Origin of the sequence: Micromonospora sp. NPDC048868 (assembly GCF_043198195.1) — a bacterium.
Taxonomy (GTDB): domain Bacteria; phylum Actinomycetota; class Actinomycetes; order Mycobacteriales; family Micromonosporaceae; genus Micromonospora; species Micromonospora reichwaldensis.
In genome coordinates, this window is record NZ_JBICUN010000017.1 from 41,952 (window position 1) to 56,910 (window position 14,959).

Consider the following 14,959-nt stretch of genomic DNA (forward strand, 5'->3'; position numbering starts at 1 on the left):
CAGCGTGATCCCGCCGCATGCCGTCGCCGCCGTGCACGGCCTCTGGGTCACCCCGGACCTCCCGCTCTACGGCGACGGTCACGATCGCTCCGACTACGTTCCCTGACCGGCCCGGCACTCCACCGCCCCCCGGTCCATCTCCGCCACGCTCGGGAGCGCTCAGTCATGCCCGGATCCGATCACCGCCAACTCGTACCGCCCGCCGACCACCCGCCCGCCGACCCCACCGACACCTCCGCCCTCGCGGTGCTGCGGGCGCCGCAGACCGCCCGGGTCCTGGCGGCCAGCCTGCTCGGCCGGCTCCCGCTCGGCGCGGCGCCCCTGGCCCTGCTCGTCTTCGCCCGCGAGACGATGACGCTGACCGTCGCGGGCCTGCTGGTCGGCGCGTTCACCGCCGGCACCGCCGTGGGCCAGCCGATGCTCGCCCGGATGGCGCAGCGCTGGCGGCAGCCGCCGGTGCTGTGGCTCTCCGTGGCGGCGTCGACGATCGGCTTCGCCCTCACCGCCGCGCACGTCAACCTGCCGGTCACCGTGTTCGCCGCCGCCCTGGCCGGGGCGGGCGCGCCCCCGTTCGAGTCGTGCCTGCGGGTGCTCTGGCGCGACCTGCTCCCCGCGCACCGGGTGCAGACCGCGTACACCCTGGACATCGCCGTCCAGGAGCTGATCTTCATCCTCGGCCCGGTGGTCACGCTCGCCGCCGTGGGCCTGGCCGGCCCGACCGGCGGCCTGGCCGCCGCCGCGGGCTTCCAGGCCGCCGGCACCGCGTGGTTCGCCACGACCGACGCGGTCCGGCGCTGGCGGGGCGAGCCGGCGGTACGCCACTGGGCCGGGCCGCTGCGCGCCGGCCGGCTCCGACTGGTCCTCGGGGCGCTGCTGCTGGTCGGCGCGGCGGTGGGGAGCGTGACAGTCGCCGCGACCGGATACGCCGAGGCGGCCGGGGCCCGGTCCTGGGCCGGCTGGCTGCTCGCCGCGCAGGCGACCGGGGCGCTGGTCGGCGGCCTGCTCTACGTGCGCTTCGGCGGACTGCGCCGGCACGCCACGCTGCCGCGCGTGGTCGGCGTCTTCGCCGCCGGCTACCTGCCGTTGCTGCTCACCCCGGCCCCGCCCGCGATGCTGGCGCTGATGGCGGTCAGCGGGCTCGCGCTGCCGGCGCTGCTGACCATCGCCTTCGTCGCGATCGACGACGTGGCGCCCACCGGCACGGTGGCCGAGGCGTTCGCCTGGGCGGCCACGGCGTTCTCGGTGGGCAGCGCGGGCGGCGCGGCGGTGACCGGTGTGGTGCTGGACGCGGCGGGCGAGGTGACCGTCGGCTTCCTGATCGCCCCGCTGAGCGCCGTCGCGGCGTGCGGGATCGCGCTGGTTTCCGCCCGCCTCTCCGGCCGCGGCGGGTCGGCCGGCTGATCCGGCGGGCCGGCCGGCCACCCGCTGCGCCGGGACTACTTCCCGGCGCAGCGGGAAAGGGGCGGCCCGGGGAGCCGTTCGGATCGGGGGTGCCGTGGAAGCGGTCGTGGTCGGCGTGGTGATCGTGGCCGCGCTCCTGGCGCTCGTCGGCGCGCTGAGCGTCCGGCTGGTGCAGCAGTACCAGCGCGGCGTCGTCTTCCGCTTCGGCCGGGTGCTGACGCCGGTCCGGGAGCCCGGCCTGCGGCTGATCGTCCCGGTCGCCGACCGGATGGTCCGGGTCAGCATGCAGACGACCGTCATCGGGGTGCCTCCGCAGGGGGCGATCACCCGGGACAACGTCACCCTCACCGTCGACGCGGTGGTCTACTACCGGGTCGTCGACCCGGTGAAGGCGCTGGTGAACGTCCACGACTACCCCTCGGCCGTGCTCCAGGTGGCACAGACCGCCCTGCGTTCGGTGATCGGCAAGGCCGACCTGGACACCGTGCTCGGCGACCGGGACCGGGTCAACGCCGAGCTGAAGGCGGTCATCGACGCGCCGACGGAGGGGCCGTGGGGGCTGCTGATCGAGCGGGTCGAGGTCAAGGACGTCGCGCTGCCCGAGGGGATGAAACGGTCGATGTCCCGCCAGGCCGAGGCGGAACGCGAACGCCGCGCCCGGGTGATCGCCGCCGACGGCGAGTACCAGGCGTCCCGCCGGCTCGCCGACGCGTCCCGGGCGATGGCGGGCACGCCGGGGGCCTACCAGCTGCGGCTGTTGCAGACGGTGGTGGACGTGGCGGCCGAGAAGAACAGCACGCTGGTGATGCCGTTCCCGGTGGAGCTGCTGCGCTTCTTCGACAAGTTCACCCGGGACGCGGAGCCACCGGCGGCGCAGCGCCCGGAACCCGCCGCGCCGGTGCCCGGTGACGGCCACCGGCGCCCGCAGGCCTGACCCGGGGCGGCGGGCAGTCTCTCAGACCCCGGCCGCCGACTCCGCGGCCGGCTCGCCGGGCTGCGCGGGTACGACCGCCGTCGGCAGCCGCGGCATCGTGAACACGAAGCGGGTCCCGTCGCGGTACGCCTCGTCCAGGCTCAACGTGCCGCCGTGGAACTCGACGACCTTCTTGCACACCGCGAGCCCGATGCCGGTGCCCGGGTACGTGCCACGGGGGTGCAGGCGCTGGAAGATGACGAAGATCTTCTCGGCGTACCGGGGGTCGATGCCGATGCCGTTGTCCTCGACGGCGAAGGACCAGTCCTGCGGGGTCTCCGTCACCGTCACCCGGATCAGCGGCGCCCGGTCGGGGCTGCGGAACTTGACCGCGTTGCCCAGCAGGTTCTGCCAGAGCATGGTCAGCAGGGTCGGTTCGCCCCGCACGGTGGGCAGCGGGTCGCGGGTGATCGTCGCGCCGGACTCGTCCACCGCCCGGGACAGGTTCGACTCGGCCTGCGCGAACACCTCGGCCAGGTCGACCTCCCGCAGCTCACCGTAGACCCGGCCGATCCGGGAGAACGTCAGCAGGTCGTTGATCAGCTCCTGCATCCGGCTGGCCCCGTCGACGGCGAAGCCGATGTACTGCCGGGCGCGGTCGTCGAGCTGGTCGGCGTAGCGGCGCTCCAGCATCTGGCAGAACGACGCCACCTTGCGCAGCGGCTCCTGCAGGTCGTGCGACGCCACGTACGCGAACTGCTCCAGGTCCTCGTTGGAGCGGCGCAGCTCGGCCGCCTGCTGTTCCAGGGCGTCCCGGTCGTGCTGGCTGCGCTCCCACGCCTCCACCACGGTGCGGCGCATCGTCTCCACGTCACTTGTCAGCCGGGCGATGTCGGCGGGGCCGTCGGGCCGCAGCCGGTGCCGGAAGTCGCCGCCGGCCACCTGCCGCACCGAGGCGCCCAGCCGGTCCAACGGGCGCAGCACCCGCGTGCGCACCAGCACGGATCCGACGATCCCGCACAGCAGCAGGGCCGCCAGGATCGCCACGAAGGTCAGGTCCCGCAGCGCCCGGGCCCGGTCGAGGTCGTCCCGGCCGGCGTCCCGGATCCCGTCGAGGCGGGCGACCAGCCCGGTCAGCTCGGCGCGTACCGCCGCGAAGGTCTCCGCGTCCCCGGTCACCAGCGGCGCCAGCTCCTCCGGCGTCCCGCCGGCCTGCCGGGCGGCGACCAGGCGTTCGGCGTACTCGGTGCGCCAGCGGTCGGCCAGCCGCTGCGCCCGGTCGAGGTCGGCCAGCGCCTCCGGCTCGCCGGCGAGCAGCTCGTGCAGCCGGGACATGGTCGCGCGTTCGCTCTCGACGCCCCGCCGGTACGCGTCGAGGAAGCGCGGGTCGGCGGTGACGACGTGGCCGCGTACGGCCGCCGCCTGGGCGAGCAGGCCGCTGTCGAGCTGGCCGACCGCCGTACGGGCCGGGGCGACCTGGTCGGCGAGGTGGTTGGAGACCGCGGCGGTGTGCCTCAGCGCGGCGGCGCCGGCGCCCCCGCCGAGCAGGACCAGGGCGGTCATCGTCAGCAACAGGACAGTGAGCCACCGCCGGGTCGTCATCGGCCGACGGGTCGCTGCCTCGGGAGTCGCCTCGCTGCCCACGGCCTGCACCCTAGTCCAGCCGGCCCGGCTGGGAGCGCCGTGGCGCGGTGCGGTTGCCGGCGGGTGGTACCAGTGACGTGTGTCCGTAACCGACCATGCCGCCACCCGCCGGGACGCCCCGGACGTCCGGGGGCCGGAAGCAGCCGTTGCGCCGATGGCCGCGCCGGCTCCCGCGACCACAATGGCGACCGGGGGACGGCCCCACCGTCCCCAGAACGGGGAGGTGCACGCGTGACCGGCTGGCAGGTCTCCGGCTACCGCCCGGTGCGGCAGCTCGGCGCCGGCGCGTCCGGCCGGGTGGACCTCGCCGTGCACGAGGCGACCGGCACCCCGGTGGCGATCAAGTACCTCACCGGCGGCATCGGTGACGACCCGGCGTTCCGCACCGCGTTCCGCGCCGAGGCCCGGCTGCTGGCCGGCATCGACGACCCGCACGTCTCCCGCCTCTACGAGTACGTCGAGTCGCCCGGCGGCGCGGCGATCGTCATGGAACTGGTGAACGGCGTGTCGCTGCGGCAGCTGCTGCGCGCGCACGGAGCGACGACGCCGGAGTCGGCGCTCTGCGTCCTCAAGGGCTCGCTGGCCGGGCTCGGCGCGGCGCACGCCCGGGGCGTCGTGCACCGCGACTACAAGCCGGAGAACGTCCTGGTCACCGCCGAGGGCGCCAGCAAACTGGCCGATTTCGGCATCGCCATGCCGGTGGGCGAGAGCTCCGGGGTCAGCGTCACCGGCACTCCCCGCTACATGGCCCCCGAGCAGTGGACGGGCGCCCCGGCGAGCCCGGCCTGCGACATCTACGCGGCCACCGCCACCTTCTACGAGTGCCTCACTGGCCACCCGCCCTTCGACGGGCGGGACCTGCTCACCCTGCGCCAGCAGCACGCCCACGCGCCGATCCCCACCGAACCGGCCCCCGAGCCGGTGCACGAACTGCTGCGGCACGGCATGGCCAAGCAACCGGCCGAGCGGCCGCAACCCGCCCAGGTCTTCCTCGCCGTGCTGGAGCGGGTGGCGGCCGACGCGTACGGCCGGCGGTGGGAAGAGCGTGGCCTGCGCGAGCTGGCCAGGAGGGCGGCCCTGCTCGCCGCACTCCTGCCGTTCCCGGACGGCACCGGCGGGGCCACCAGCGTGGCCAGCACCGCGTTCGGCGAGGCGACGGACCGGTGGACGTGGCTGCGGTCCGGGCGGGCCCGCGCGGCGCTGGTCGGCGGCGGGCTGGCGGCGGCGCTGCTGCTCGGCGGCGCCGGGTTCAGCTACGCCGGCCGCGAGGAGCCGCTGCCCGCTGCCGGGACGCCCGCACCCGAGGCGCCGGCGGAGCCGACGGGTGCGCCCTCCGAGTCGGCCCCCGCGCCGAGCCCGACGGCCGGGACGACGCCCAGCCCGACGCCTCCCGTCGCACCGACGGCGACGACGGCCGCACCGGAGCCGGCCGGTACCGGCGCGCCGACGACGTCGGCCCCCGCCCCGCCGACCGCGTCGGCCAGCGCCAGCGCCGCGCCGGCGGACACCGTCGCGCCCTCCGTCGACCGGGTCGCGGCCAGCCCGGGCGAACTCGACCCGCGCGGCTGCCCGTACGGGCCGACGTCCAGCACGATCTCCGCGGTCGTCGCCGACGACCGTACGGCCACCGGGGAGCTGAGGGTGAGCCTGCGGTACACGCTGGACGGTCGCACCACCGAGGTGCCCATGGCGTCGGGCGCGCGCGGGGTGTTCCGGGGCGTCCTGGGCGAGCTGTCCCAGCCGAAGAGCAGCACCCGGATCCCGGTCCGGGTCGTCGCCGTGGACGAGGCCGGCAACGCCTCGCCCGAGGGCCCGCCGGTGTACGTGACGCTGCGCTCGTTCTGCACGCCGGGCTGAAACCGGACACTTCGATGCCGACCACGACGACGGAGGGCGGGCCGCCGTGACCCAGCCGAACGACCCGACCGAGGCGCTGCCCGCCCGCCGCCAGCCGGACGACGGCGCCGCGACCGCCCGCCTGAACGTCCACCAGCCGCAGCCACAGGCGGAGCCCACCGCGCACCTGCCCTCGCGCGACGCGACGGTGCACCTGGCCGGTGGGCAGCCGACCGCGCGCCTTGCCTCCGATGAGGCGACCGTGCGCCTGGCGGCGGGGGAGCCGACGACGCACCCGCCTTCGCGCGACACGACCATGTACCTGGCGGGGACGGCACCGTCCCCGGCTTCGGGTGAGGCGACCGTGCGCCTGGCGGCGGGGGAGCCGACGGCGTCCCCGGCCCACGGTGCGGCGACCGTGCGTCCGGACCTCGGCGAGGCGACGATGCCGCAGCGCGCCCTGGGCGGGGGCCCCGGGCCGTGGCCGGCGGCGCGGCACGCGCCGGGGGAGTGGACCGCCCGGGCGACGGCCACGGAGGTCGGGCACGTGGCCGGTGCCGGGCGTACCACCGCGCCCGGTCCGGGGACGCAGCTCGGCCAGCCCGGCGGGCACGCCGTCCCGCCCGGCGGGGAGGTGCGGTTCGGGCCGGGCGTGCCGACGACCCCACCACCGGCACCCGCGTGGCCGGCGCCGGCGCGACGGCGGTCGCCGTGGCGGACGGCGGCCTCGGTGCTGTCGACCCTGCTGACCGTCGCGCTGCTCGCCGCCGTCGGCCTCTACCTCTGGCAGCGGATCAGTCCGCTCGAGGTGACCGGGGTGACGGTGGCGGTGCCGCAGCCGGCCGGCGACCGGTGCGACGTCACCGTCGACGTGGTCGCCACCGTGTCGACAAACGGCCGGGCGGGGGAGATCCGTTACCAGTGGCTGCGTACCGGCAGCGCGCCCGGCAGCCTGCTCACCGAGCGGGTCGGGTACGGCCAGCGCACCGTCGAGTTGACGCTGCGCTGGACCTTCAGCGGCGTGGGCAGCACGACCGAGACGGCCACGGTCAACATCACCTCACCGGCTCCGGTGCAGGCCCAGGCCCCGGTGTCCTACGGGTGCCGGCGCCGCTGACCGGGCGTTTCCCCGGTCGCCGCCGGGGGTAGGTCGGGCCGGACGAACCCGGATGCCGTGTGGAGGAATTCCGATGAGAGACAACTTCGGCGACGCGGTGGGGGACGCCCTCCGGTCGGTGATGCTGTTCCTGCCCAAGGCCGTCGCCTTCGTGGCGATCCTGGTGGCCGGCTGGCTGATCGCCAAGGCCGTGCTGAAGATCGTGGACAAGGTGCTGGAGCGGGTGGGCTTCGACCGTGCCGTGGAACGCGGCGGGGTCCGCCGGGCCCTGGCCCGCTCCCGGTACGACGCCAGCGACATCGTCGCCAAGCTCGCCTACTACGGGGTGCTGCTGGTGACCCTCCAGCTGGCCTTCGGCATCTGGGGACCGAACCCCATCTCCGACCTGATCGCTGGTGTGATCGCCTGGCTGCCCCGGGCCTTCGTCGCGATCGTCATCGTCGTGGTGGCCGCCGCCATCGCCAACGCGGTGAAGGACATCATCAGCGGCGCCCTCGGCGGGCTGTCGTACGGCCGGCTCCTGGCCAGCATCGCCTCCGTGTTCATCCTCGGCCTGGGCGTCATCGCCGCGCTCAACCAGATCGGCGTGGCCACCGCGGTCACCACTCCGGTGCTGATCGCGGTGCTGGCCACCGTCGGCGGCATCCTCGTCGTCGGGGTGGGCGGCGGGCTGGTCCGTCCCATGCAGAGCCGCTGGGAGTCGTGGCTGAGCCGGGCCGAGCAGGAGTCGCGGCTGATCGCCACGCACGCGCGCGCCTACCAGGCCGGACGCCGCGACAGCGAGGCCCACCTCGCCGCGGCGGCCACGCACGGCGGCGACCCGGACGCCACGCAGGTGGTCTCGGGCCCGCGCGTCGACACCGACCCGGAGGCCACCCAGGTGGTCTCCGCCCCGCGCGTCGGGGCGGACCCGGACGCCACGCAGGTGGTCTCCGGTCCCCGCGTCGACACCGACCCGACCGTGCCCGTGCCGCGACAGGGCGACCCGGACGCCACCCGGGTCACCTCGGGCGGCGCCACCGTCCCGGCCCGCCCGGCCGGCGAGGACAGCGAGGCCACCATGGTGATCCCGCCGCTGGAGGGCGAGCAACGCCGCCGCTGACCACACCGCCGGGGTGGGATCCACATCGGATCCCACCCCGGCGCGTGTCCGGCGAAGGGCGTGACGGCCCGGGCCGGCGCGGCTACCATCGCGGCATGACGTGGCGATGTTGATGCACTGCTAGGGGCCACTGCCGTGGGCCGCCGCGGTCGCCGTACGTCCGGCGTCCGCTTCGTCCTCACGGGAAGGTCCCATGACTGTCCACCCTCCGCGCGCGTCCGACGCGCGCGTCCGCCGGCTGGCGGCCACCCTCTACGGGTACGCGTTCCTCAGCGAACTCGTCCTGCTCTATCCGCTGTACGCGCTGCTGTTCAGCGACACCGGCCTGTCGGTGTGGCAGATCTCGTCGCTGTTCGTGATCTGGTCGGCCGCCAGCATCCTGCTGGAGGTGCCCTCCGGCGCGTTCGCCGACGCGGTCTCCCGGCGGCTGCTGCTCAGCCTCGCGCCGGTGCTCACCGCCGCCGGCTTCGCCCTCTGGGTGCTCGTGCCCTCGTACCCGGCCTTCGCCGTCGGGTTCGTGCTCTGGGGCGCCGGCGGGGCGCTCGCCTCGGGCGCGCTGGAGGCGCTGGTCTTCACCGAACTCGACCGCCTGGGCGCCGCCGGCCGCTACGCCCGCGTCATCGGCCGGGCGAAGACGGCCGGGACGACCGGCGTGCTCGCCTCGATCCTGCTGGCCGGTCCCGTGTTCGCTGTTGGCGGCTACCCGGCCGTCGGTGTGGCGAGCGTGCTCGCCTGCCTGCTCGCCGCCGCCGTCGCCACCCGCCTCCCCGAACACCGCCGACCCGAGACCGCCGATCTCGACGCCGACTCCGTCCGGGCCGACGCCCACTCCGTCCGGGCCGACACCGACTCCGTCCGGGCCGACGCCGCGCCCGCCCTCGTCGTGGGCGACGGCGGACCGGACGGGCCCGGGCGCGACGGGGGACCGGAGCGGACCGGGCACGACGGCGGGGCGGACGACGACGAGGACCTCGGCTGGTGGGCGAGCCTGCGGGCGGGGCTCGCCGAGGTCCGCGCCGACCGGACCGTGCGCGCGGCGGTGCTGCTGGTCGCGGTCGTCGCGGCGGTCTGGGGCGCCCTCGACGAGTACACGTCGCTGCTGGCCCGGGACACCGGCGTCGGCGAGGCGACCGTGCCGCTGCTGCTCCTGCTCACCTGGTTCGGGGTGGCCGTGGGCGGCCTGCTGGCCCCGGCGGGGGAGCGGCTGACCGCCCGGGGGTACGCCGGTCTGCTGGCGCTGTCGGCCCTGGCCCTGGTCGCGGGGGCGCTGTCCGCCCGGCCGGCCGGCTTCGCGCTGGTCGCGGCGGCATTCTGCGGCTTCCAGCTCGCCACCGTGCTCGCCGACGCCCGGTTGCAGGCCCGGATCACCGGGGGCAGCCGCGCCACCGTCACCTCGCTGGCCGGGATGGCCACCGACGTGACGGTCATCGCGGTCTACGCCGGCTACGGCCTGCTCGCCACCGGGGCCGGCAACGGAGTCGCGTTCGCGGTGGCCGCGGTGCCGTACCTGATCGTGGCGCTGCTGCTGGTGACCCGCGGGAGCCGCGCGGCCCGCCGCGGGCCGGCGCGGACGACCGCCGGGCACGCCGGCTGACCACGGCCCTGCGGCGGTCCGTGCGACCGCCGCAGGGCCCGCCGCCCGTCAGCCGGAACGACCACCGGTGGCCGTCGAGGTCCCGGAGCGCGGGCCAGCGCAGGCTCGTCGGCGGCGAGCCGCTCGCGCCGGTACGCCGCCAGCCCGGCGGGTCGCGCTCAGGCGCCGGCGGTCTCGCCGGTCTGCTCCCAGATCGAGCTCATCTCGTCGAAGGCCTGCTCCATGAGCTGCACCATGGCCTGTCGGGCGCGGTCGCCGTCGCGCCGCTGGATCGCCTGGGCCACCTCGGCGTGCAGTTGGAGGGCCTGCTCGTGCGGGTGGTGCGGCATGAGGTGGTGCTGGTGCCGGCCGGTGAGCACCTCGGCGATCAGGTCCTGCAACCGGACGAACATCTCGTTGCCTGAGGCGACCAGGATCCGGCGGTGGAATTCTATGTCGAGCCGGAGGAAGCGTTCCTCGTCGCCGGCCTTGCCGGCGGCCCACATCTTCGCCGCGAGCCCGACCAGGTCGCTCGCCTCGTCGTGGCCGACGCGGCTGGCGGCGAGCCAGGCGGCGTGCGGCTCGACGGCGGTACGCAGCTCGGTGATCGAGCGGAGCTGGACGATGCGGCCGGCCGAGGCGAGCCGCCAGCGGATCACCTGCGGATCGAAGACGTTCCAGTGCTCCGACGGGCGGATCATGACCCCGACGCGGCGGCGGGTCTCGATGAACCCGATGGAGGCGAGCACCCGCAGCACCTCGCGGACGACCGAGCGGGACACGGCGTAGCGGTCGACCAGGTCGTCGATGTTGAGGACCGACCCGGGTGTCAGCTCGCCGTCACAGATGGCCGTGCCGAGGCGATCGAGGACGCGCGCGTGCAGGCCGGCCTCGACAGGGGCGAGCTGGGCGGCCACAGCCCCCGGGGAGGACGATTTCACGTCACGGAGCATATCAGTTGGGTCTACCCCTTGTATAAATCTGTTTTTTCGGCCTAGCATCCGGTTGTTAAGCGGATGTAAACCGCGAGGTGGCGGCCCACCCGGTCAGGGCGGCGGCCACGGCCACGGCATAAGGAGAGATGGACGTGAGACGTCGATCAGTTATTGGGACTTCCCTGGCGATGGTCGTCGCCCTCGGCCTGTCCGCCTGTGGTGGCGGCGGGGACGACGCCGGCGGCTCGAACACCGTTCGCGTGACGCTGGTGAACCACGTCTGGACGGAGAACATCAAGAAGGCCCTGCCGGAGTTCGAGAAGCAGTCGGGCCTGAAGGTGGAGGTCACCCAGCTCGGTGAGGACCAGCTCTCCGACCAGTACAACGTCAAGCTGAACGCGGGGTCCAAGGACCTGGACGTGATGATGTACCGGCCGCTGCAGGAGGGGAAGCTGTTCGCCAAGAACAAGTACCTCGCCGACCTGACCGAGAAGAGCAAGTCGGACAGCGCGTTCGAGGTCGGCGACTTCCAGTCCGGACCGGTGCAGGCCACCACGTACGAGGACAAGGTGGTCGGCGTGCCGATCATCACCGAGCAGGAGGTCCTCTACTACCGCAAGGACCTGCTCGAGAAGTCCGGCTTCACCGCCCCGCCGAAGACCCTCGACGAGCTCAAGGCGCAGGCGGCGAAGGTCGAGGCGGACAACCCGGGTGTGGCGGGCTTCGTGGCCCGCACCGGCAAGTCGGCCGCGGTCACCCAGTTCTCCAGCTTCCTCTACAGCTTCGGCGGCGACTTCGTCGACGCCAGCGGCAAGGCCTCGATCAACACCGAGCAGGCCAAGCAGGCGTACGCCTACTACGGCGGGCTGCTGCGTGAGCACGGCCCGGAGAACATCAGCACCGACATGAGCTGGTCCGAGGCGATGGCGATCTTCACCCAGGGCAAGGCGGCCTTCTACACCGAGGCCAACTCGCTCTACAAGAACGCCACCGACCCGGCCAAGTCGAAGGTCTCCGACACCGTCGGGTTCGCGGCCTTCCCGGCCGGCCCGGCCGGCTCGAAGCCGTACAACGTCCCGTCCTGGGCGCTGGGCGTCAACGAGGCGTCGCAGAACCAGGACAACGCCTGGAAGTTCATCCAGTGGGCGGCCGGCAAGGAGCAGGCGCTGGCGCAGCAGAAGGCCGGCGTGCCCAGCGCCCGTACCTCCGTCTGGGAGAACCCGGAGGGCGCGGCGACCTACCCGAAGGACCTCGCCGAGGCCACCACGGTCAGCACCGCCAACGGCGTGGGCCACGACCGGCCGCTGGTCGAGAAGGTCGCCCAGGCGCGGGAGATCGTCGGCCAGCCGATCGTCGACGCGATCACCGGCAAGGACGCGGCCGCCTCGGCGGACGCGGCCAACGAGGCGTTCCAGAAGTTCCTCGACGACGAGGCGAAGTAGCCCGAAGCGCAGGTGGCGGAGCCGACCGGCTCCGCCACCCCGCGTCGGGCCGCTGCCCTGACCCACCCGGAGACCACATGTCAGCCGTCACCACACCAGTCAAAAGATCGCCCGAGGCGCGTCCGGCGTCCCCGGAGACCTCGGCCTGGTCGCGCTGGGCCAACGCGCACCGCAAGTGGCTCTTCGCGGCACCCGCCATGTTGTTCGTCGCCGTGCTGATCATCTTTCCGGTGGCGTGGACCGGGTACCTCAGCCTGACCGACGCCGAGGGGTCGGTCCGCGCCGAGAGCTCGTTCATCGGCTTCCAGAACTACCTCGACGTGCTCGGCGACACCGACCGGTTCTGGCCAGCCGTGTGGCGCACCGCCCTCTTCACCGGCGTCGTGCTCTTCTTCGAGGTCGTCCTCGGCATGGCGATCGCCCTGCTGCTGTGGCGGCCGTTCCGCGGTGAGAAGTGGGTCCGGGTCGCGATCCTGCTGCCGCTGGTGGCCACCCCGGTCGCGGTCGGCATGATGTGGCGGCTGATCTTCGACCCCAACATCGGCATGGCCAACCAGGTGCTCGGCTGGGTCGGGATCGACCCCCAGCCCTGGCTCTCCGGGCAGAACTCGGCCCTGCCGACGACGATGTTCATCGACATCTGGCAGTGGACCCCGATGGTCGTGCTGATCCTGCTCGCCGGCCTGACGTCGCTGTCCGACGAGCCGCAGGAGGCGGCGCTGATCGACGGCGCCAGCACCTGGCAGCGGTTCCGGCACGTCACTTTGCCGCTGCTGATGCCCACCGTGATCGTCGCGATCCTGCTGCGCGGCATCGACGCCCTGAAGACCTTCGACATCCTCTACGCCACCAAGGGGCGCGGCGGCGGGTCGTTCCACGAGGTGGAGACCCTCAACGTGTACGCCTATGGGCTCAGCTTCGACTACAACGACTACGGCGTCTCATCGACCGTCCTCATCATCTTCTTCCTGATCATCATCGGGGTGATGTGGGCCCTGACCTACCGCAAGAAGGGGCTGGACCGATGAAGCTGCGCAGGCCGTACAAGATCTTCCGCACGGTGGCCCTCGTCCTCGTCGTGCTGTCGCTGATCGCGCCGCTGGTGTGGATGGTCGCCGCGTCGTTGAAGACGAACGTCGACATCTACGACACCGACAAGGCGTTCGTCTTCTCGCCGACGATGGACAACTACTCCAACGTGCTCCAGCAGGCGAACTACATCCAGTTCATCGGCAACAGCCTCTGGGTGGCGCTCGCGGCCACCGTGCTGTCGCTGCTGCTCGGCGTGCCCGCCGCGTACTCGATGAGCCGCTTCAACATGAAGAAGTCCGCGCTCGTCGTGCTCATGGCGCGGGTCATCCCCGGCGTCTCGCTGCTGGTGCCCTGGTACTACGTCTTCTCGAACCTGCAGATGGTCGGCGGGTTCACCGTGCTGATCCTCAGCCACATGTTCGTGTCGCTGCCGCTGATCGTCTACATCATGATGGGCTACTTCGACGGCCTGCCGACCGAGCTCGAGGAGGCGGCGCTCGTCGACGGGCTGACCCACATCGGCGCGTTCCGGCGGATCACCCTGCCGCTGTCGGTGCCCGGCATCGCCACCGCCGGCATCCTGTCGTTCATCTTCTCCTGGAACAACTTCATGTTCGCCCTCGTGCTGTCCGGGGCCGACACCAAGACGCTCCCGGTGGCGATCTTCGACTTCGTCGGCTACGCCAGCATCGACTGGGGCGGCCTGATGGCGGCGGCCACGGTGGTCACCCTGCCGATCATGCTGATCGCCCTGTTCGTGCAGAAGTACGTCGTCTCCGGCCTCACCGCCGGCGCCACGAAGGGCTGAGGACACCATGACCACGATCGAACGGGTGGAGACCTTCCTCGTCGCGCCCCGCTGGCTGTTCGTCCGGGTCGAGACGTCCTCCGGGATCGTCGGCTGGGGCGAGGCGACCTGCGAGGGCCGCTCCGAGACCGTCCGCACCGCCGTCGAGCAGCTCAGCGAGCTGCTGGTCGGCCGGGACGCGCTGCGCATCGAGGACCACTGGCAGGCCATGACCAAGGGCTCGTTCTACCGGGGCGGGCCGATCCTGGCCAGCGCCGTGGCCGGGCTCGACCAGGCGCTGTGGGACATCGCCGGCAAGCACTTCGGCGCGCCGGTGCACCAGCTGCTCGGCGGCCCGGTCCGGGACCGGATCCGGGTCTACGGCTGGGTCGGCGGCGACGAGCCGAGCGAGGTACGCGACCAGATCGCCACCGCCGTCGCCACCGGCCTGACCGCGGTGAAGATGAACGCCTCCGGCCGGATGAGCACCGTGGCGTCCGTCGCCGAGATCGACGGCGTGGTGCAGCGGGTGGCCGCCGCCCGCGAGGTGCTCGGCGACGAGCGGGACGTGGCGGTCGACTTCCACGGCCGGTTCACCCTCGCCACCGCCCGCCGGGTCGCCCCGCTGCTCGAGCCGTACCGGCCGTTCTTCCTGGAGGAGCCGGTGGTGCCGGAGAACTCGCACCTCATCGGCGAGTTCGTCCGTTCCACCACCACGCCGGTGTCGACGGGGGAGCGGCTCTACAACCGGCAGGAGTTCCTGCCGGTGCTCCAGGCCGGCATCGCGGTCGCCCAGCCGGACCTCTCGCACGCCGGCGGCATCACCGAGGTGCGCAAGATCGCCGCGCTGGCCGAGGTGTACGACGTGCAGCTCGCCCCGCACTGCCCGCTCGGGCCGATCGCGCTCGCCGCCTGCCTCCAGGTCGGCTTCGCCACGCCGAACTACCTGATCCAGGAACAGAGCATCGGCATCCACTACAACCTCGGCGCCGAGGTGCTCGACTACTGCCTCGACAAGACCCCGCTGACGTTCGTCGACGGGTACGTCGAGCGGCTCACGGCACCCGGCCTCGGCATCGAGATCGACGAGCACGCCGTACGGGCGGCGGACAAGCGCGGACACGCGTGGCGCAGCCCCACGTGGCGGCACCGCGACGGCTCCTACGCGGAATGGTGA

12 protein-coding genes are annotated in these 14,959 nt (G+C 73.5%); 10 read left to right on the forward strand and 2 right to left on the reverse strand.

The features are described from left to right. The first annotated feature begins 165 nt into the window (after positions 1-165). Positions 166-1,401 carry an MFS transporter gene (locus ACGFNF_RS23490; RefSeq protein WP_357580724.1) on the forward strand — a complete coding sequence of 412 codons (1,236 nt, stop codon included), beginning with the start codon at positions 166-168 and terminating at the stop codon, positions 1,399-1,401. Positions 1,402-1,495: 94 nt separating this feature from the next. Then, a complete protein-coding gene (locus ACGFNF_RS23495) occupies positions 1,496-2,335 on the forward strand; it encodes an SPFH domain-containing protein (protein WP_393170620.1) in 840 nt (279 codons plus the stop codon). 21 nt (positions 2,336-2,356) lie between these two features. Here ACGFNF_RS23495 and ACGFNF_RS23500 read toward each other — a convergent pair whose 3' ends face one another. Then, positions 2,357-3,958 carry an ATP-binding protein gene (locus tag ACGFNF_RS23500; RefSeq protein ID WP_393170622.1) on the reverse strand — a complete coding sequence of 534 codons (1,602 nt, stop codon included), beginning with the start codon at positions 3,956-3,958 and terminating at the stop codon, positions 2,357-2,359. Positions 3,959-4,189: 231 nt separating this feature from the next. Between ACGFNF_RS23500 and ACGFNF_RS23505 the strand changes: the two genes are divergently transcribed. The 4 genes from ACGFNF_RS23505 to ACGFNF_RS23520 all read left to right on the forward strand — a co-directional run bounded on the left by ACGFNF_RS23505 (position 4,190) and on the right by ACGFNF_RS23520 (position 9,607). Further along, entirely contained in the window at positions 4,190-5,815 is a 1,626-nt protein-coding gene (locus ACGFNF_RS23505) for a protein kinase (protein WP_393170624.1), read from the forward strand. A 46-nt stretch (positions 5,816-5,861) separates the two neighbouring features. Next, entirely contained in the window at positions 5,862-6,911 is a 1,050-nt protein-coding gene (locus ACGFNF_RS23510) for a hypothetical protein (protein WP_393170626.1), read from the forward strand. A gap of 52 nt (positions 6,912-6,963) precedes the next feature. Then, positions 6,964-8,013, forward strand: coding sequence for a hypothetical protein (locus tag ACGFNF_RS23515; protein ID WP_393170628.1), 1,050 nt, complete (start codon positions 6,964-6,966; stop codon positions 8,011-8,013). A gap of 193 nt (positions 8,014-8,206) precedes the next feature. Then, a complete protein-coding gene (locus tag ACGFNF_RS23520; protein WP_393170630.1) occupies positions 8,207-9,607 on the forward strand; it encodes an MFS transporter in 1,401 nt (466 codons plus the stop codon). Positions 9,608-9,765: 158 nt separating this feature from the next. Here the strand turns inward: ACGFNF_RS23520 and ACGFNF_RS23525 are convergent, their stop codons facing one another. After that, entirely contained in the window at positions 9,766-10,527 is a 762-nt protein-coding gene (locus ACGFNF_RS23525; protein ID WP_393170632.1) for a FadR/GntR family transcriptional regulator, read from the reverse strand. A gap of 146 nt (positions 10,528-10,673) precedes the next feature. Here ACGFNF_RS23525 and ACGFNF_RS23530 point away from each other — a divergent pair, with 146 nt between their 5' ends. The 4 genes from ACGFNF_RS23530 to dgoD all read left to right on the forward strand — a co-directional run bounded on the left by ACGFNF_RS23530 (position 10,674) and on the right by dgoD (position 14,959). Then, positions 10,674-11,963, forward strand: a complete 1,290-nt coding sequence (locus tag ACGFNF_RS23530; protein WP_393170634.1) for an ABC transporter substrate-binding protein — start codon at positions 10,674-10,676, stop codon at positions 11,961-11,963. Between the two features lie 77 nt (positions 11,964-12,040). Further along, positions 12,041-12,991 (forward strand): carbohydrate ABC transporter permease, encoded by a 951-nt coding sequence (locus ACGFNF_RS23535; protein ID WP_207914545.1) that lies wholly within the window; start codon positions 12,041-12,043, stop codon positions 12,989-12,991. Beyond that, entirely contained in the window at positions 12,988-13,803 is an 816-nt protein-coding gene (locus tag ACGFNF_RS23540; RefSeq protein WP_151453636.1) for a carbohydrate ABC transporter permease, read from the forward strand. Before ACGFNF_RS23535 ends, ACGFNF_RS23540 begins: the two co-directional genes overlap by 4 nt. 7 nt (positions 13,804-13,810) lie before the next feature. Further along, positions 13,811-14,959: a galactonate dehydratase gene (dgoD, locus tag ACGFNF_RS23545; protein WP_393170637.1), complete on the forward strand. Its 1,149-nt coding sequence runs from the start codon at positions 13,811-13,813 to the stop codon at positions 14,957-14,959.

Bases quoted from the DNA above. Each gene is read 5' to 3' on its own strand.
- ACGFNF_RS23490 (WP_357580724.1), top strand. From the start codon at position 166: ATGCCCGGATCCGATCACCGCCAACTCGTACCGCCCGCCGACCACCCG.
- ACGFNF_RS23515 (WP_393170628.1), top strand. From the start codon at position 6,964: ATGCCGTGTGGAGGAATTCCGATGAGAGACAACTTCGGCGACGCGGTG.
- ACGFNF_RS23520 (WP_393170630.1), top strand. From the start codon at position 8,207: ATGACTGTCCACCCTCCGCGCGCGTCCGACGCGCGCGTCCGCCGGCTG.
- ACGFNF_RS23535 (WP_207914545.1), top strand. From the start codon at position 12,041: ATGTCAGCCGTCACCACACCAGTCAAAAGATCGCCCGAGGCGCGTCCG.
- ACGFNF_RS23540 (WP_151453636.1), top strand. From the start codon at position 12,988: ATGAAGCTGCGCAGGCCGTACAAGATCTTCCGCACGGTGGCCCTCGTC.
- dgoD (WP_393170637.1), top strand. From the start codon at position 13,811: ATGACCACGATCGAACGGGTGGAGACCTTCCTCGTCGCGCCCCGCTGG.